The sequence below is a fragment of the Sulfurospirillum sp. hDNRA2 genome, from assembly GCF_024206095.2.
GTDB lineage: Bacteria > Campylobacterota > Campylobacteria > Campylobacterales > Sulfurospirillaceae > Sulfurospirillum.
The window spans coordinates 208,641-227,375 of the sequence record NZ_CP159800.1; the positions used below are offsets into that span (position 1 = coordinate 208,641).

The 18,735-nt window shown below is 45.1% G+C and carries 17 protein-coding genes; 6 read left to right on the plus strand and 11 right to left on the minus strand.

Translation table 11 applies throughout. From position 1 onward, the window contains the following. Positions 1-21: 21 nt before the first annotated feature. Entirely contained in the window at positions 22-360 is a 339-nt protein-coding gene (locus tag NL930_RS01140; protein ID WP_039673908.1) for a hypothetical protein, read from the plus strand. Next, positions 360-1,187, plus strand: coding sequence for an SDR family NAD(P)-dependent oxidoreductase (locus NL930_RS01145; RefSeq protein ID WP_254377223.1), 828 nt, complete (start codon positions 360-362; stop codon positions 1,185-1,187). Before NL930_RS01140 ends, NL930_RS01145 begins: the two co-directional genes overlap by 1 nt. A 22-nt stretch (positions 1,188-1,209) precedes the next feature. Here NL930_RS01145 and NL930_RS01150 read toward each other — a convergent pair whose 3' ends face one another. Continuing rightward, positions 1,210-3,336 (minus strand): methyl-accepting chemotaxis protein, encoded by a 2,127-nt coding sequence (locus tag NL930_RS01150; protein WP_305880142.1) that lies wholly within the window; start codon positions 3,334-3,336, stop codon positions 1,210-1,212. Positions 3,337-3,485: 149 nt separating this feature from the next. Between NL930_RS01150 and nspC the strand changes: the two genes are divergently transcribed. Further along, positions 3,486-4,613 (plus strand): carboxynorspermidine decarboxylase, encoded by a 1,128-nt coding sequence (gene nspC, locus NL930_RS01155; protein WP_254377344.1) that lies wholly within the window; start codon positions 3,486-3,488, stop codon positions 4,611-4,613. Here nspC and NL930_RS01160 read toward each other — a convergent pair. The 9 genes from NL930_RS01160 to NL930_RS01200 form a co-directional block, all read right to left on the minus strand. Next, positions 4,610-6,283: a putative 2-aminoethylphosphonate ABC transporter permease subunit gene (locus NL930_RS01160; protein ID WP_254377222.1), complete on the minus strand. Its 1,674-nt coding sequence runs from the start codon at positions 6,281-6,283 to the stop codon at positions 4,610-4,612. The genes nspC and NL930_RS01160 overlap by 4 nt on opposite strands. Then, positions 6,276-7,364, minus strand: a complete 1,089-nt coding sequence (locus NL930_RS01165) for a putative 2-aminoethylphosphonate ABC transporter ATP-binding protein (RefSeq protein WP_254377221.1) — start codon at positions 7,362-7,364, stop codon at positions 6,276-6,278. The genes NL930_RS01160 and NL930_RS01165 overlap by 8 nt, the downstream gene beginning before the upstream one ends. A gap of 44 nt (positions 7,365-7,408) precedes the next feature. Continuing rightward, the gene (locus NL930_RS01170; protein ID WP_039673900.1) at positions 7,409-8,428 is read right to left on the minus strand and encodes a putative 2-aminoethylphosphonate ABC transporter substrate-binding protein; all 1,020 of its coding nucleotides are present in this window, start codon (positions 8,426-8,428) and stop codon (positions 7,409-7,411) included. A 62-nt stretch (positions 8,429-8,490) separates the two neighbouring features. Next, positions 8,491-9,024, minus strand: coding sequence for a hypothetical protein (locus NL930_RS01175; protein ID WP_254377220.1), 534 nt, complete (start codon positions 9,022-9,024; stop codon positions 8,491-8,493). Further along, complete coding sequence (phnW, locus tag NL930_RS01180; RefSeq protein WP_254377219.1) at positions 9,018-10,154, minus strand: 2-aminoethylphosphonate--pyruvate transaminase; 1,137 nt, start codon at positions 10,152-10,154, stop codon at positions 9,018-9,020. The genes NL930_RS01175 and phnW overlap by 7 nt, the downstream gene beginning before the upstream one ends. Beyond that, positions 10,136-10,951 (minus strand): phosphonoacetaldehyde hydrolase, encoded by an 816-nt coding sequence (gene phnX / locus NL930_RS01185; protein WP_039673896.1) that lies wholly within the window; start codon positions 10,949-10,951, stop codon positions 10,136-10,138. The genes phnW and phnX overlap by 19 nt, the downstream gene beginning before the upstream one ends. A 162-nt stretch (positions 10,952-11,113) precedes the next feature. After that, on the minus strand, positions 11,114-12,238 hold the full coding sequence (locus NL930_RS01190) for a restriction endonuclease subunit S (protein ID WP_254377218.1): 1,125 nt from the start codon (positions 12,236-12,238) through the stop codon (positions 11,114-11,116). 20 nt (positions 12,239-12,258) lie between these two features. Next, positions 12,259-14,286, minus strand: a complete 2,028-nt coding sequence (locus NL930_RS01195) for a class I SAM-dependent DNA methyltransferase (protein WP_254377217.1) — start codon at positions 14,284-14,286, stop codon at positions 12,259-12,261. A 10-nt stretch (positions 14,287-14,296) separates the two neighbouring features. Further along, positions 14,297-15,136 (minus strand): virulence RhuM family protein, encoded by an 840-nt coding sequence (locus NL930_RS01200; RefSeq protein WP_039673891.1) that lies wholly within the window; start codon positions 15,134-15,136, stop codon positions 14,297-14,299. Positions 15,137-15,245: 109 nt separating this feature from the next. Here NL930_RS01200 and NL930_RS01205 point away from each other — a divergent pair, with 109 nt between their 5' ends. The 3 genes from NL930_RS01205 (at position 15,246) to NL930_RS01215 (ending at position 18,316) form a co-directional block, all read left to right on the plus strand. Continuing rightward, on the plus strand, positions 15,246-16,307 hold the full coding sequence (locus NL930_RS01205; RefSeq protein WP_254377216.1) for an EF-hand domain-containing protein: 1,062 nt from the start codon (positions 15,246-15,248) through the stop codon (positions 16,305-16,307). Between the two features lie 76 nt (positions 16,308-16,383). Beyond that, positions 16,384-17,064, plus strand: coding sequence for a response regulator transcription factor (locus tag NL930_RS01210; RefSeq protein WP_254377215.1), 681 nt, complete (start codon positions 16,384-16,386; stop codon positions 17,062-17,064). Beyond that, entirely contained in the window at positions 17,057-18,316 is a 1,260-nt protein-coding gene (locus NL930_RS01215) for an ArsS family sensor histidine kinase (RefSeq protein WP_254377214.1), read from the plus strand. Before NL930_RS01210 ends, NL930_RS01215 begins: the two co-directional genes overlap by 8 nt. Positions 18,317-18,333: 17 nt before the next feature. On the opposite strand, the gene NL930_RS01220 is transcribed toward NL930_RS01215, so the two are convergent. Further along, positions 18,334-18,690, minus strand: a complete 357-nt coding sequence (locus NL930_RS01220; protein ID WP_039673882.1) for a response regulator — start codon at positions 18,688-18,690, stop codon at positions 18,334-18,336. Positions 18,691-18,735 lie beyond the last annotated feature (45 nt).

Sequence of the window (18,735 nt, forward strand, 5' to 3'; positions counted from 1 at the left end):
TCTGCCGAATAAAGGATCGACATGTCACGAAAAGCAAAAATTCTCTGGACGACCGATAACAAAGAAACCGCGATGCATATGGTGTGTCTTTATGCGCACAACGCCCTCGTAAAAGGCTGGATGGACGAAGTGGAGGTGCTCGTTTGGGGTGCTTCGCAACGCTTGATCGCCGAAGATGCCGAGGTGCGAGCCAAGGTCGAAGCGATGGTAAAAGAGGGCGTTAAAGTGGTTGCGTGTCTGAAATGCGCCGATACGATGAGCGTTACCTCGTCTTTGGAAAGTTGCGGCGTGAACGTGTACTATACGGGCGAACTCTTAAGCGCGTGGATTCATTCCGGCGAAACCGTTGTGAGCGTATGATGGCTCAAACGATTTTGATCACCGGCTGTTCGAGCGGTATCGGCTATACGTGCGCACACGGACTCAAAAAACTCGGTTACGACGTTTTTGCGACGTGCCGCAAAGAAGAGGACGTCGCTCGCTTGAAAAAGGAAGGACTGAACGCATTTAGGCTTGATTTGTGTGACTCGCAAAGCTTACATGTAGCACTTGCGTGGATGCTTTCTCAAACGAGCGGTCGCATCGACGTGCTTTTCAACAATGCCGCGTACGGACAACCCGGCGCCGTGGAAGATTTGAGACGAGAGGTTTTACGAGAACAGTTTGAAACTAACGTTTTCGGTACGCTGGAGCTGAGCAACCTCGTTTTGCCGTACATGCGCGCGCAAAAAAGCGGTCGCATCGTCTTTAATAGTTCCATTTTGGGGTTTGCGGCGATGAGCTATCGAGGGGCGTACAACGCTTCCAAATTTGCGATCGAAGGCTTTGCGGATACGATGCGTCTGGAGCTAAAAGGTAGCGGCGTGGAGGTTGTGCTCATTGAACCCGGACCCATTCGAAGTGCTTTTCGCAAAAACGCTTTAGCCAAATTTTTACGCAACATCGACCAAGAACGCTCCGCCCACAAAGACATTTACGCTAAAACGCTAGAGCGTCTTCAAAAAACGGGCGATGCGCCTTTTACGTTGGGTGCGGAGGCGGTTTTAAAAGTTTTGGTGTGCGCCATCAAATCCAAACACCCCAAAGCGCGCTACGGCGTAACGTTTCCTACAAAACTTTTTGCACTACTCAAACGCCTCTTACCTACGTGCATGATGGATGTTATCGCACGCAAAGCGGGAGAGTAAAAGCCTTTTTGAGGCTTTTACGTTAGGTTCTAAATTTACTTAAAATCGCGTTGAGTTTTTCGGTGAGGTCGTTGAGGTGTTCACTGGCTCCTGCGATCTCTTCGACGCTTCGCGTATTTTGGTTGGCGAGCGTGTTAATCTCTTCGATTTTGACGACGATGGTGTCGATTTGTTCGCCGGTGCGGATGTAGTCGTTGACCGTTTTTTCGTTAAGGCGGGTTGCCGTATTCATACGCTCGACCGTTTGGTTTATTTTGGCTTCGACGTCGTTCGCGACGCGGTTGAGTTCTTGGATCTCTTTGGAGTTGCGATTCATCTGTTCGCTACTGTCGTTAATGGCTTGAACGATGACGTTAATCGTCGCATTAATCTCCAAAAGGCTTTTTTGCGTTCGCTCGGCGAGTTTTCGCACTTCATCGGCAACGACGGCAAAGCCACGTCCGTGTTCGCCCGCGCGTGCGGCTTCGATGGCGGCGTTCAGTGCTAAAAGATTGGTTTGATCGGCAATGTCGCTGATAACGGTTAAAATGCTTTTGACTTGTTCGGCGTCATTGCTTAATTGTTGAATTTTGTTTGCGAGATCCATTTCGGTCGCTGCGCTGTTCTCCACGCGATCTCCCAAGTCTTGGATAAAACCGCGTGCGGTTTGGAGTTCAAGGTTGGCTTTGACGATCTCTTCTTTGGAGGTTTTCGCTTCATCGACGGAAGTAACGATCTCTTTTTTGGTTGCGCTTGACATGTCGGTTGCTTGGGCGATAATCAATGAAGATTCTTCGACGCGTTTGCCGACTTGTAAGGTTGTTGCGGAGAGTTCGTGCGCGATGGAGGCGTTTTCGCTACTCGTATTTTTTGCAAGCGCAATGGTTGAGCGTACTTTTTCGATAAAATGGTTGATTTCCAAAGAGGCTTCGCCGATTTCGTCGCGGTGTTTGACTTCGAGTTGTTTGGTCAAATCGCCGTCCCCCGAAGCCAAGTTATTGGCGGTCGTTTTGAGGTTCACGAGCGGTTTGGCGATCAAAGAGTTGATAAGAAAATAGATGCACACGATCGCTATTAATGCCGTTAAGCTACCAAGAACGATCGTATCGGAGATCATGGAGTTGATGTTGGCGTTGATTTTATCGCTCTTTTGTGCGACGTGCGTATCGATATGTCCGATGTAAACACCCGAAACCAATATCCAATCCCACTCTTTATAGTACCTAGCGTACGTGAGTTTGGGTTCGTCTTTTTGGGTTTCCGGATTCATAAAATTATACGTGATAAACGCTCCGTCTTTCGATCCCGTCGCTCCTTCGATGATTTGTTTTCTAAAAGGGCGTCCTTGGGAATCTTTCCCGTCAATCGGAATCTCTTTGCCGATCCAGTCGTGATTGATACCGTGAAATGCGTAGCTATAGCCTTTATCGGTTTTTTGAATACCGTAAAAATAGCCGTCTCCCGCATAGCGAAGTTCTTGCAATAGTTTGACGGCTTGTGCTTGAAAAGAAGCTTTTATATCCGAAGCGTAGTCGCCCGTTCCGATAACGATGTCAAGCGGCTCGTAATAAAAATTGTACGAAAGTTTGGGTTCGTCTTTTTTGCTGAGCGGATGAGGCCAGATAAAACGCGTGACGCCGTTTCCTTCTTTTGCCGCCTTAATGAGGTCTTTGATAACGAAATTGCCCTCTTTGTCTTTCATCTCGATCAAGTTTTTTCCGACTAAGGCTTTGTTGATCGGATGAACGACGTTGATGCCCTCGGTCGTATAAGCGTAAAAATAGCCTACGTCGTTGTTGTAGCGATACCCCTCAATGAGGCTTAAGAGCATCGTACGAAGCTCTTCTTTGGAAAGCTTGTCACGATTGTTTTTGTACATGTCGTCTAAAATTTTTTTAAATCTTAATGCATCGGCTTTGATTTTTACGGCAATCTGTTCTTGCGAAGACGAGGCTTTGTAAAAGGCGTCGATCGCCTTTTCCGCCATCATCGTGTAGGCTTTAAGTTCGTTTCTATTGGTTTCTAAGATCAATTCTTGCTCGTCGGCGACTTGAACTTTTGCTAATGCGTTGGACTTGTAAATCGTGACGCATAGGGAACTTGCCACGACAAAAAAAATCCCCGCGATGAAAAGCATTAGCGTTTTGACTCGAATACTTAAAGCATTCATTACGTTTCCTTCTTTTTAATATCGGTATTTCTAATAACGTAATTGTGCCAAAAGTTTACTCTAAAAAATATATAGGGCTTTATTAAGAGGAAAAATGTTACATTAAATTAAGTTATTTTGGGAGAAGCGCCGTGGAAAAACAAAGCAAAATAGAAACGATTATGAAACAGATTCAAACCCCCGCATACGTCTGTGAAGAGGCACTTTTAGAGCAAAACTTAAAGCTTTTAAAAGAGGTAAGCGAGCGTTCGGGTGCGACGATTTTACTTGCTCTTAAAGGCTTTGCATTTAAAGCACTTGCCCCGTTGGTAGACCGATACCTTAGCGGTTGTACATGTAGCGGATTGCATGAAGCTAAATTTGCCAAAGAATTTTTCAAAGGTTCGGTGTGTACGTATTCGCCCGCGTACAAAGAAGCAGATATCGATGAGGTCGTCGCTTTAAGCGATCATCTGATTTTTAACTCGTTTAACCAATGGGAAAAATACAAGCATAAAGCCATGGGTAAAACCAGTTGCGGTCTAAGACTCAACCCTGAGGTCTCTTCCAGCCCCGTCGATTTGTACAATCCCTGCGGTCTTTACAGTCGCCTTGGTATCACCAAAGAGAATATGCAGTATGACAAACTAGAGGGCATCGAAGGGCTTCATTTTCACGCGCTGTGCGAACAAGACGCGAGTGCTTTAGAAGAAGTCTTAAAAGGGTTTGAAGCGCGCTTTGGCGACTTAATACCGCGCATGAAATGGGTCAATTTCGGCGGTGGGCATCACATCACGCGTGAAGGGTACGATGTGGAAAAACTCATCGCGCTGATTCAAGATTTTAGAGAGCGTTACAACGGCATTACGGTTTATTTGGAGCCGGGCGAAGCGGTGGGTTGGCAAACAGGCCCGCTCGTGGCAAGTGTTTTAGACATCGTACACAACGGCATCGACATCGCTATTTTAGATATTTCCGCCGAAGCGCATATGCCCGACACCCTTGCGATGCCTTATCGCGCACAAATTCGAGGTGCGGGAGAGGTCGGCGAAAAACCTTACATGTACCGTCTTGGAGGCCCTACCTGTTTAGCGGGTGACATCATGGGCGATTACAGTTTTGACGCACCGCTTAAGATCGGCGATAAGCTGATTTTTGAAGATATGATCCACTATACGATTGTGAAAAATACGACCTTTAACGGCGTCAAACTTCCCGATCTTGCCGTGCTTCATAAAGACGGACGCTACGAAGTGACGAGTCGGTTCGGGTACGACGAGTACGCAAGACGCAATTAACGCGCCTTACGCCATTGTTGGCTTTGTTTGAGGGCGACGTGGGAAAGTGCGTCGAAAAGAAGCGTGATGCCAAGAGAGGTGGCGACGATCAAGCTTGCCATGGCCGCGGCGGAGCTGATGTCTCCCGCGTCGTCCATATTTAAAACCGCGACCGATGCGAGCGTCGTGGAGGGTGCATAGAGAAAAACGACTGCGGAAACCGTGGTCATCGCATTGACGAAAAAGTAACGCGCGATGTGCAAAATAGAAGGCGTCGCGATCGGGACGATGACTTTGAAAAACGTTTCGTAGCAGGCAACACCCATCGACTCGGCGACGTCTTCAAATTCGTCGTCGATTTGTTTGATCGTCGTCGTTGCAGTGATAAAGCTTGCGGTAAAAAAGTGTGCGACCGTACACACGACCAAAATGCCCATCGTTTGATACAACGCGTTTAAGGGATTGTCGGGGTGGTTGAAAAAAAAGATATACCCAAGCCCCAAGACCAAGCCCGGAACTGCCATAGGAAGCAGAGCCAAAAGCTTTAAAAATGCGCGTAAGTGCGGGAAAACCTTTCCGCGTTCGACAACATACGCGGTCGTAAAAACCGCAATCGTTCCGAGCAAAGCACTCCAAAATGCCAAAGAAAGACTGTTAAAGTACGAATCCCAACCGCCGCCGTCCATCGACGAAAAGTCGTAATGTTTGAGAACGAGGCTGAGATCGTAAGGCCAAAATTTAACGAACGAAGCAAAGAACGAAACGCCTAAGACGATGAGAAAAAACAGGGCGATTACAAGGGCAAAAATCAACATCGCGGTATCGAAAATCGGAGCTTTTTTGGGCACGTAAAGAACGAATTTCGAGCCTAAAACCGCCTTTTGTTTGCGTTGCACGAAGCTATCTACGATAAACGTAACGACGGAAGGAACGAGCAGTAAAACGCCGACGGTCGCCCCGAGCGCAAAGTTTTGCTGACCGATGACATGTTTGTAGATTTCCGTCGCCAAAACGTTAAAATCGCCGCCGATAACTTTAGGAACGCCAAAGTCGGTAACGACGAGCGTAAAACTCACCAAAGTTGCCGAAACGAGCGCGTATTTGAGTGCGGGAAGCGTGATCGTAAAAAATTTTTTCAAACTGCTCGCACCCATACTTTGTGCCGCTTCGTAAAGCCGTGCGTCGGAGAGCGAAAGCGCGCTTAAAAAGATCATCACGATATGCGGAAAAACGTAAAAGCATTCGCCCAAGACGATGCCCCACGCCCCGTAAATCGTACTGCCGCCCATCCACGGTTTGAAAAAGCCTTGGTGTCCGAAAAGATACACGAACGAAATGGCGGGAAGCAAGGACGGAGCGAGCAAAGGCAAAAACGCGACATAGCGAAAGAGAGGTTTCAAAGGCATGCGCGAACGCATCAGCGCATAGGCAAAACCAAACGCCGAGGGTACGACGATCAGCGTGCTGGTTAAAGCGACGAAAAGGGAATTGCGAATGAGGCGTAAGGATTTTTCTTGCGAAAGGTAGTCGATGAAATTGTCTAAAAAGACAAATCGATGCGCCGCATCAAAAAAGCTTTGCGCCAAAATCTGAACCAGAGGCGCTAAAATCATCACGCACAAGCCAAGCGTCAGCAAAAGCGTGAGCGCGCTTAAAACCAAACGGTTGGAGTCTTCCCAAACGCTACGCATGCGTCGGCTCTAGAAAATAGCGAATATCTTTAGGGGCGATCGCCAATTTGATCGGGCTTTGTTCACGAATCGCGTCGCGCAGTAAAAGCTTGTGCGGCAGATCGAGCAGTAAAACGTTTTCCAATAAACCGTTAATCGATACGAAAAGCCGACAAAAGCTCCCTAAAAACGTCATCTTAAGCACGATACCTTCGATGATATTTTCCGCTTCGGCGTCGTAGAGTTTAATGTCTTCGGGACGAATCAGCAGTTTTGCGGCTTGATCTTCAACGGGTAGGGCGTTTTCTTCCAGATGCACGCTAAACGAAAGCTTACCGACGCTAAAAAGATTTTCGCCTCGATAAAGGGCATTGAGAAGATTGATTTTACCGATAAAATCTGCTACGAAGAGCGTTTTGGGATGGCGGTAAATCTCTAAAGGCGTTCCGATTTGCTCAATTACGCCGTGGTTCATCACGACGATTTTGTCGGCGATGCTTAACGCTTCTTCTTGATCGTGCGTGACCATGATCGTCGTAATGCCGAGGGTTTTTTGCAGTTCCCGAATCTCTTGTCGCAGGTGTTCGCGCACCCGTGCGTCTAATGCCGAAAGCGGCTCGTCTAGCAACAACAACGAGGGTTTGGTCGCGATGGCTCTGGCAAAAGCAACGCGCTGTTGTTGTCCGCCGCTGAGTTCGCTGGGGTATTTCTCTTCGCTACCGCTTAGTCCCACCAACGCCAAAAGCTCTTTGACGCGCTTTTTCGTCTCCTTTTTTTCCATCCCTTTTTCTCGCAATCCGTATCCGATGTTTTTCGCGACGGTGAGGTTGGGAAAGAGGGCATAGCTTTGAAAGACGATGCCGTAGTCGCGTTTGGAAGGCGGAAGCTGCGTCACGGTTTTGCCGTATTGGACGATTTCGCCCTCATCGCAACTCTCGAGTCCCGCGATAATGCGAAGCAGCGTTGTTTTACCGCAACCGGAAGGGCCTAAAAAGCAGACCAATTCACCTTTTTTAACTTCTAAATGAATCGCTTCTAAAGCGCGGAAGGTTTCAAAGCGTTTGGAAACATTGTAAATGGCAAGAGCCGTCGTATCGGACACGTTTTTTCCTTACGCATCGGGGAAAAATTCCCCGTTAGCGTCTGTTATTTTTTGGGTTCGGATTTGGATTCGTAGCGTTTAGACCACTCTTTGAGAATGCTCTCTCTGTTTTTTGCCGACCATGCAAAGTCGTTGTCGATCAGCATCGAAGCGTAGTTGGAAGGGATAAATTCAATCGGTTTGGAAAGCCCTTGATACGCGACGACGGCAAAGTTTTCGGCGTAAAGTTTGTTCGCGTCTTCTCCCGTTGCCCAATCGACGAAGGTTTTAGCCGTTTTGAGGTTTTTCGTTCCTTTCATGATCGCCGTGGCTTCCAAATCCCAGCCTAAGCCCTCTTTGGGGAAAACGACGGCAATCGGCGCGCCCTCTTTTTTAGACTTGGCGGCACGGTATTCGAAGCTGATACCGATGGGAAATTCGCCCGATGCCGCCATTTTGCACGGTTTGGAACCCGAATGGGTGTACTGACCGATATTGTCGTGGAGTTTGTCCATATACTCCCAGCCTTTTTGTTCGCCGAAGATTTTAAGCCAAGCGGTAACGTCTAGAAAGCCCGTGCCCGAACTTGCGGGATTGGGCATAACGATTTTGCCTTTATAAACGGGGTTCGTTAAATCTTCCCAACTCGTAGGAATCGGTAGGTTTTGTTTTTTAGCTTCGACTTCATTAACGCAAATCGCACTGCCCCACACGTCGTTGCCGACCCATGCCGGAGGTGTTTTCGTGTCTTTGAATTTGGCGTCGATGTGTTTGAGTGCCGCGGGTGCGTACGGCTCAAGCATACCGTTTTGCTCTAAGAGTACCAAACTGGTCGCGGCGGTTCCCCAGACGACGTCGGCTTGAGGATTTTCTTTTTCGGCAAGGAGTTTAGCGGTGATGATACCCGTGGAATCACGTACGATTTTGACTTCGATGTCGGGTTGCGCTTTTTTGAAAGCTTCTAAATAGGGCTTAACTTGATCAGACTCCAACGCGGTGTAAACCGTGATGCTCTCTTTTGCCGCGAACATGTGCGTCGCCAACATTAAACCCGTCACTGCCAAAATACTTTTTTTGAGTACCATCGTTTCCCCTTTGGGTATAAATTATCGTAGCGACATCCTAACGCGAGATCGCCACAATTTGGTTACCGTAACCGTTTGGTAACGATAGCCCTGCTTGTTTGAAAAAGAATGTAACTGTAAATGATGTTTGTCACGATAAGTCCGACAAATACGACCGTGCGCTCGTGCTCATACCATGCTACATGTAAGAAAAAAAGATTGGCGACGAAGATCAAGGCGTAGTGTAAAAAGCTGACGTCTTGAGGGGAGAGGGCGCGGTAACTTTTGTACGCTTGCGCGATGCCGCCGATGAGGTTGAACGAGCCGAGCAAGGCTACGGCAAACACGCCCAAATCTTTTTTGGAAAAAGCGACGCGACGCGCGTGTTTGTAGATGTATGCAAAGGTGAGCGTGTGTAAACCAAGCTCCAAGATTTTCGCCGTACCGATCGTGCTTTTTGCCCACGCGATGTAGCTCAAAAGCGTGATAAACGTGACGAGATAGCCGTTTAAGGCGATCCCGTCGCTTTGTTTGGTGCGAAAGATTTTGTAGAGTTGCGCAAAGTATGCTAAAAAAACGAAACTAAAGCCGATCTCTAGGGCATAAGGAATTACCAAAAAATAGCCTCTTGTACCGCTTTTAGCAAGCGCGTAATGTCTTCGGGAAAAACGTGACCGATCGTGCCGATGCGAAAACTTTCGACATGTGAGACTTTCCCGGGGTAAATCACGAAGCCTTTTGCTTTGAGGCGCGCGTAAAAGGTCTGAAAGTCGTACGAAGCGCTCTTAGGACTGTAAAAACTCGTAATAATAGGACTTTGCAAGGCTTTCTCCACCACGCATTCAAAGCCCAAGGCTTCCATACCTTCGACCAAAAGGCGTTGATTGGTGCGGTAACGCTCATATCGCGCCGCGACGCCGCCTTCGTCTTCGAGTTCGCACAAAGCTTCGGCAAAAGCGCGCACGACGTGGGTCGGCGACGTAAAACGCCATTTGCCGCCGCCGTTTTCCATTGTCGCGTATTGTTCGTACGCATCAAGGCTCAAAGAGCGCGCATTGCCCTGACATGTCGCTAAGGTCGTCTTTTTAAAGAGCATAAAGCCAAATCCCGGAACCCCTTGAATGCACTTGTTGGAGCTTGAGATCAACACGTCGGCGTCCAACGCGTCAAGGTCGATTTCGATGCCGCCGAAACTGCTCATCGCATCGACGATCAACAGTTTGCGGTGCGCTTTAACGATGCGCGCGATCTCGACAATGGGATTTAAAATGCCCGTCGTCGTTTCGCAATGCACCACGGCGACGGCACGGATGGACGGATCGTTGCAAAGCAGGTGTTCAAGGGCTTCGAGCGAAAACGTCGTCGTCTCTTCAACGTTACATGTAAGGCACGGAATTTTGGCGTACGAAGCGATTTGCGCGATGCGTTCGCCGTACGCGCCGTTGGTTAAGACCAGCACTTTCGCGTCGATCGGCGGAAGGAGCGTCGTCATTGCGGACTCGACGCTAAACGTGCCGCTTCCTTGCATCAATACGGCGGTATAAGCACCGCTTTTGGACGCCAAAGCGACCAAACGGGAGCGAATCTCCTGTACGACGTCGTTGTACTCCTTGTCCCACGTACACCAATCTTTCAGTAAAGCCGCGCGAACACGTTTACTCGTGCTTAAAGGACCGGGTGTTAAAAGAAGGTAAGGGTTGTCCGGTATGAGTGTCGGATCAATCGTATTTAGGCATGAATGCGGCATGGTTTTTCTCCGTTTTTGATCTTTTCTTCGATGCGTTCAAGAACCTCCAACGCGTCCCAAATACCGTCGATGACGTAGTGCGCTCCGGCATTTTCCAGCTTCTCTTTCGCTTGGCGGCGTTTTTCGTCCAAAACGGATTTGGGAAGGTGTTCGTACGCGTCGTGCGAGATGCCCGTTTCGTTGCCGCTTAACGCCACGCCGATGCTCCAACATCCCGCGTTTAAGCCCTCACGTATATCGCTTAAGGTGTCGCCGATTTTCACGATGGAACTTAACGGATAGATTTCCAATTCGATGGCGTTTTTGTAGATCATAAAAGGGTGCGGGCGTCCGGGAAGATAAGCCGATGGGCTCACGTAACAATCCGGTTTGTAACCGTGTTTTGCCGCTTCGCGCGTCACGACGTCCATCATCGAAGCGGTATAGCCCGTCGTAGAACCAAGCTTTATCGAGCGTTTTTTCAACGTTTCGGCAAACGCCACCGCACCTTTGATCGGCACGCTATGGCTTGCCAAAACGTCAAAAAGTGCCGGTTCAAAATATGCGTAAATCGCTCGCGCGTCCTTTTCGTCCGGAAAGCGTCCAAACTGCTCCGAAAAACGCTCTTTCGTCAACTCTAAAATCGCTTGGGTATGGTCAAATTTGAGCATTCCCATAAACGTCCGAATCTCTTCAAAACTCACGCTAAACCCGAAACGATCGAACGCTTCGGCAAACGCCGCAACCGGAGAGAGCGACCCGAAATCCACCGTCGTCCCCGCCCAATCGCAAATAACCCCTTGAATCCCTGATTTCATAAAAACCCCTTCGCTGTTTTAGCGAATCGTAGTACGAAAGAGTTTCCAGACGGTTACATGTAAGCGTATCAATGCATAATTTTATGCGGTTTAGTAGGTTGTGGAAAATGCTTACATGTCAAAGAAAAGTTTCAAACTTTTCTTTGACATGTGTGTAAAAAATTATGCGATGACTTGTTGGGTAGCGGCTATTTTTTTATCGGCATATAAAACTACATCTTTGATAACGAGCTTTTGAATAGCCGAGATAAAAGTATTCATGGTTGCATAATCGGGTTGGTTGTTTTTGATTGGAAGTGTCATCTTATCTTTTTGAATTTTTTTATTGCTTATACTGTCTCCCCAAGAGTATTTATGTCCTAAGCTTTTATTGATGCACGTTGCTAAATATAGCTGGTTTAATTTGCTTTTTTTCTCTTCATTTTTGAGATATAAAATTAAATTGTGACTATCGTTTGAATAAAAATCTTTTTCTTGATATGTAACAACAAAAGTCTTTCCTCCAATAAAAATACAATCTCCTCTATCAAGATATTTTTTATCATAGGATATGTAAGAACTTACCGCGTTATTTTCACTGCTCGCACACAAATAGGGAGTTTCTCCACTATTTTCAACAATATCTCTTGATAAAATATTTCCAGAATTTTTTACGTTAAATACATCAATGACATTAAATTCTTCAAATTTAACATTCTCAAAATTCTTTAAAACCTTCTGTTCTTCAGCTGTTAAAGTCGTATTTATTAGCCCTGTTGCTAATAAATACGCTTCAAGCTCCGCTATACGCTCCGCTTCAAGCTCCGCTATACGCTCCGCTTCAAGCTCCGCTATAAAATTTTCCATAAAATCAAAATCTATTTTTCCATTTTTGATTGGGAGTTGGATTTTTTGGCTTTCAATTATTTTTATATTAAAACTTGAAGCTCCCCAAGAAAATGAACTAAATGCTTTTGACATTGTCAAAATAAAAAAATGAGCGTTCTTCTTACTAAACCTTTCATATTTTGACTTTAAAATTTTGATTTTATCACCCGTAAAATAAGGCTTTTCTTGATAAAACATTGTAGCTGTATCTTGTCCAAATGAAATTGTATTTCCATCATTCAGAAATTGTTCATCTTCATTTATATAACCTTTTTGTCCATTATTTGAACCCATTCTCACAACGTAAGGAAATTTTCCATTATCTAGAACTTCAACCTTGTTTGCATCAAATCTTTTTTTATAAGAATTAACTTCAAATAACTCACCTAATTTAAACTCACCCCACTTAACGTTTTTCAATTTTTCGTTAAGTGGGGAAGCTACTTTCCCGAGTCACCTCGTTGTTTGAGAATTGTTGAGACTTCCCATGCCAAATAGTCACTGACGGTTTTTTTAAAATCTTCCAGCGTAGGCTTTGTATCTATAGTGGGATTAAAGTTCCAATCCGCTCCGTTTTGAGGGTCAATCACTCCTTCATAATACTCTTTACATGTAAAGATATTGAGTTTGCTTTTTCCAAAACGAACCAGATTTACTACTTCTTCGTAACGCTCTTTGGCTTTGTCGGTATCTTTGAGGTTATTGCTCGCTTTTTTGCGGTTGGTTCGTGTGTAGCCGTCATTGGAAAAGTCGATAAACTTGACCATCTCGTCTTTATGGTGTTTTTCGTTTACTTTAAATACATACACATTGGTTTGTACGCTTGATTTGCCGATAAAGATGTCTATCGGCATTTTGATACTAGCGATAAGCGTGTGCTTTTCTAAAATGCGTTTGTTGTACTCTTTGGCTTTTCCAGAACCTGCTGAATTTTGGATGATGATAGCGGCATAGCCTTTGTTCATCATGCTTAACGCACGTTCCACAAAGTTCATACCGTTTCCGCTTGCCGAATAAGGCGGATTGAGGACAAACGCATCGGCGGGAAAGGTAGCATCTGTTTTGCCAAAACCATACTTGCCGTCAAAGTCACTCAAGGAGTCTTTATTTAAGATATTTGAGCTTCCATCGCCCATCAAAATCATATTGAGAATGGCTAACATGTAAACACTTGAAAGTAACTCTAGTCCTAAAAGTTGCTCGGCTTTGATGTGAATCTCTTTTTGAGAGAGCTCTTCAGGTGACGTGATAGTGTTTTTAGCATCGTTTAGCATTTCATTCATCGCCGCAACTAAAAGACCGGCTGAGCCTGTGGCAAAATCCCAGACAAAGGAGTCTTTATTGACTCTGGCTAATTTTACGAGGAGTGTTGCGACGTAAGAAGGCGTTAGCACTACGTCATTGAGTTTGTCTTGCGTAAAACCAAGCCAACCGTACATTTCGTTAAAAAGTTTTCCCGTGAAATCCGTGGTTAAACCTATTTTGTAGTAAATGCCTAAATCATCGACTATTTTTGTAAAAACCCTTTTAAGTTGGCTTTCGCCATTTTCAACTTTGTTGATATTCTCTGTTAGAAGCGTGTTTTGTAAGGTTCTAATAATAAGTTCTTTTTTCTCTTCGGGTAGCTTTTTCTCACTCAAAAACGCTTTGATTTTTCGGACAATGATTTCACCGTCGGTATTACCTTCCTCGATTGAAGATTTTAAATCGGATTTTTCAAGTGGCGTAACTTTTCCGGGAATTCCTAGTGTCGCAATAATAGAAGCGGCAACAAGATAAACACGGTCGTTTTCGCCCAAGCCTTTTTCTTTTTGGTAAATATCGTTATTGAGCTTTACCAAACTAATGTCTATCTCTTTTTCGCGTTGTTCTTTGAGTTGATCGAGTTCTTCTTGCGATAGACTCAAAGTTTTTACTTGTTTGATAAACGCATCGAAATTTTCTTTTTTCAAGAATGAAAAATCTGAGAAGTCTCCAACTTTTTGTCCCACACCAAAATTGGATTTTGAAACGTAATAGACACCGATTTGATGATGGATTTTCCCATTATTTTCATCTTTATAACCTGTCATACCAATAGCGATAATGTCCGTGTAACTCGTATGATGAAGTAGAGCGTTTGCGTAATGTACTGCACCGTTTACGGCAAAGGAGTTGATATTTTTAAAATGGGGTTCGTTTTTAGCTGTTTTATTTTCAACTTGCTTGTTGGCATCAAGTTTTTCGAGTTTGCCTTTATAGCCTTTGTACTCAATGAGGATAGGGTAATAATCTAAATTTTTATCTTGCAAGAGTAGTTTTGCATCGGGGCGGTTTGCCCCTGTTCCACCGTTTTTCGTAAAATAATCGGAAAGGGCTTTGTCTATTTCGCTGTTTAGCGACTCTTGTTCTAATTTATAATCTAATTTGTAAGACTTTAGCCAGCCGTTAGCCAGATCTGCAATATTTGGTTCTATCGATTGTGCCATTTTTGAATTCCTATATATTTTTTAATAGTTGATTTACTTCGATGTTTATTTGATTGACCGCAAATATTTTTTTACCCAAATCTTTCAAACTTGCACCGAAATGATACACGGTTTCATCGCAGATGAGAAACCTGTCATGAAAGTTTTTGGTAGTTTGGACGGTTAAATTGTTATATTGTTTGTTGTATTTTTCAATATCTAATTGGAGTTGTTTGGAGATATTTGCCGTATAAATGGTGAATTTTATCGTTTTATTTTTTGAAAAGAGTGTCAAGATAGACTCATCGATGTAGTTATCTATGAGAGTGATTGCTGTTTTGGCACTTTTAATGAGGTCGGATAAAAAGACGTATGCGTCAAATATCTGCCCGTTAAAAAAGATACCTTGTTTAATTTCAAGTGAGCGGTTTTGAATATGCGATTTGATGGTAGCTATATCCTTCTCAAGAGCTGATAATCGCTGTTCTGTCATTTTATGCGAATTGAGCGCATAGCCGTTTTGGATATATTGTTTGAGTACGGATGTTGCCCATTGTCGAAATTTGGTCGCTTTTTTTGAATTGACACGGTATCCAAGAGAAATAATCATATCGAGGTTATAAAATTCGACATCTCTTTTAACGTCTCGCTCCCCTTCTTTTTGAACTATCGCAAATTTTGCGACAGTTGAAGGTTTGGCGAGCTCATTCTCATTAAAAATATTGTTGATATGTTTACCGATGGTTTTGACATCTTTCCCAAATAAATCAGATATTTGATTTCTATTTAGCCATACCGTTTCTTCATCGACGGAAACGTTTAATTCTATTTCGCCATCACTGTAGACAACCATATGAGACTGATGATTCATCGTAAGCTCTCTTGTTTTTTGTTTTTGATGATTCGATTTTTTGTAACACGGTATATTCCTTAAATGAGCATTACGATTGTACCGATTTGGTACTTAAGTTCTCTATGCAATGATGTTTTTCCTATCCAAAATCCCCTTACATGTAAAAACTTTTTCGATGTTACCCACCGTTTACCGCTTTGGCGTTAGGATTGCTATCGGGAAATTCCCAAGCCAAAAACAGGAGGAGAAGATGACGCTTAGCTCAAATTCTCTTTACGGAGCGTCTTTGGGCGCAACGTACGGTTACGGTACTAAAAATTCCGCTACGTCCGAGTCCTCGTTCGCAGAAGCGTTGCTTACTTCTATGGACAGCGATTCAAGCGGATCAATCGATAGTGCCGAGTTTAGTAGTGCCGCTTTGGCGCTTTCCATCAGTGACGAAAGTGCTATCAGTAGTGCTTTTACTGCTATAGATAGCGACGGAGACGGTTCCGTTAGTTTTGACGAGTTGAACTCTACGCTAGCGCAAATGTCTTCTTCGGCGGCAGGTTCTATGCCCCCACCTCCGCCGCCGTCATCCTCGTCTGAGCACGATACCGGATTGAGCGAAGAGGAGATGACTTCTTTATTGAAAGAGGGTTCCTCTACGGACGATCCTTTGGCAGATTTGCTCTCTTCGGTGGTCGAAAATTTTGACGCCGCCGATGCCGACGGAGACGGAAAAGTGACGTTTGCCGAAGCGATGAGCTATAGTCAATCGACTGAAGCTAGCACCGATACGACAAAGATGAGTACCGTATCTGCGGCCGGAGGCACGCCCCCGCCTCCACCGCCGCCTTCTTCTTCTGAGGAAGAGGATACGGGCTATACCGAAGATGAACTTTCGGCTATGGCAAATGACGTTTCTTCAACGGATAGTGCTTTATCTTCGCTTTTTGAGACGCTGGCTTCGAACTTTGACGATGCCGATGCCGACGGAGACGGTAAGGTAAGTGCCGTAGAAGCGCGTGCTTATCGGGATTCGCAAAACTCAAGCGATACGACGACAAATACTTCCGAGGTAGCTTCTACGCAAGAGCGTACGATGGATCGCAACGACGAGATGATGAAAACGCTTTTAGCGCAAATCATTTCCAACTATGCTTCTCAAAATACCTTGTCGGGAACGTCCGTTAGCTTTAACGCTTAGTTTAGGAACCGCGCTCTAAGCAAAGCGCGGTTTTTGTGTTACTCTTCATTTACTTGCGCTTTGCTATAATCAAACCATGATTAAAATTTTAATGATCGAAGACGACGTCGAATTGGGACAACTGCTTCAAAACGCGCTTGAGAAAGAGCAGATCAAAACGCTCTTGACATGTACGCCTTTGGAAGGACTTGTCGCGTTGCAAAACGAAAATTTCGATGCTTTGGTGCTAGATCTCTCCTTACCGCAAATCGACGGACTTGAAATTTGCCGCATCGTTCGCGAAACGTTTCCTTCCCTTGCGATCATCATCTCTTCGGCACGCTCCGATATGAACGACAAAGAGATGGGTTTTGCGCGGGGCGCGGACGACTTTTTACCCAAACCTTACGATCCTAGAGAATTAGCGTTTCGCTTACGGGCCATTTTACGAAGAGGCACGGCAAACGGTACGCATCACGAGGCGACATGTCAAACGTTTTGTATCGATGAGGAACGTCATACGATCACGCGAGCCGATCGCGAGCTTCGTTTAACCATGGCGGAATACGACATCGTTTCGTACATGTTAAAAAAAGAGGGTTTTGTGATTTCCAGAGAGGAGTTACTGCTCAATATCGGTTCGATCAAATATGAGAGCAGTCTAAAAAGTATCGACGTGATTATGGGTAGAATTCGCCAGAAAATAGGCGACGATCCTAAAAAGCCCCGTTTTATCGTCTCCGTAAGAGGAGTCGGGTATAAATTCGTCAATGCGTAAAGCTTCTATCTTAACGCTTATCTGCATCTTTTTTGCCTTAACGTTCACGGTCATTAACATCGCTTTAATGATCGAATACAAACGCCAGCAAAGCGATTTGCGGTACTTTACGTTTCAGCGTTTTATTATGGCGGTTAAAATCTTACACGATCATCCCGACGATCAAGACGCGTCACTCGCAAAACTCGGCGTTCGTATCTCTTTGCTCGATAAGCACTTGCTCGATAACGTGGGAGAAAAACTCTTGGAAGACCCGTTTTTCCATATGGTACTTTTTGAAAAGCGGCTCTTTTTCGTTCCCAATCCCCCTCCGCCGCCTCCGCCTTTTGCGAAAGAACATCCGATGCCTTTTGATGCGCCCATGAAACCGAGGTTTGCGGAAGAGTCGGTTTTGGAAAATACCGAAAGCTACTCGCCGTATCGCTTATGGATTTTAGGCGGCGTGATTAATGTTTTATTGCTTCTTTTTTTTACGATGGTACTTCAAAAGCTGCTTCGCTTGCGACAGCTGAAAAGCGACATCCGGTATGTGGGCGAACGAAAAAAATTTCACCCTATTGCGATTGAAAGCGAAGACGAGTTAGGCGAAATCGCGGTCGAATTTAACTTGGCGATGGAAAAGATTCACATGTTAAAAGAGGCACGAACGCTTTTTTTACGCAATATCCTTCACGAACTCAAAACGCCGATTATGAAAGGGAAACTGCTCTCAAACACTTTGGAAAACAATCAAAAACAAGAACAGATGGAGCGTATTTTCGAGCGTTTGGAAACGCTTTTGGGCGAAATGGTAAAAATCGAGAAGTTAAGTTCCAACGAATGGGTGCTCGAAGCTAAGGAGTATCGTTTGGTGGACGTACTCGATCATGCGATGGATTTACTGTTGTGCGATACGAAACGCATTCACTTTCGTCATCATGAAGAAGCCCCTTTGATAAACGTCGATTTTGAGCTCTTTGCGACGGCGGTCAAAAACTTGCTTGACAACGCTTTGAAACATTCGTGTGAAGCGATTGAAGTGGATGTCGACGCACACGCTTTAACGGTGGGAAGTTTCGGCGAAGCTCTTTTGGAGAGTTGTCGCGATTTTTCGCGTCCGTTCAACCGCACGACGGAAGGAGCGAGCAACGGCTTGGGACTTGGTTTGTACATCGCAAACGCGATTGTCGAAAAACACGGGTTTCGTTTGAGTTATCTTTACGCGGAAGGGCAGAATTTCTTTACGATTCATTTTGATACCTCGGTATCATAACCGAGGCTTTTTAGATTTTAGACGATGTCTTTGAGTTTTTCTCTTAAAACAAATGCGGTAAAAGGCTTGACGATATAATTATTCACGCCTTCTTTGATTGCGGTAAGGACTTCTTGCTTGCCGCCCTCGGTCGTTACCATAATAATCGGCGTTTTTTTATACTCTTCCATCGCTCGGAGTGCTCGTACCAAATGCAGTCCGTCCATTCGCGGCATATTCCAGTCGGTCATAATCACGTCGAATTTTTGATCTTTCGCTTTTTCCAGTGCATCGATTCCGTCTTCGGCGGCTGTGGTCGTATAGCCGATACTGTTGATGGTATTGCACAAAATTCTACGCATGGTTGAGCTATCGTCAACAACTAAAAAATGCATCGAGGTATCCTTTAAACTGAGTTTTGATGTTTGTAAGCAAAAAGC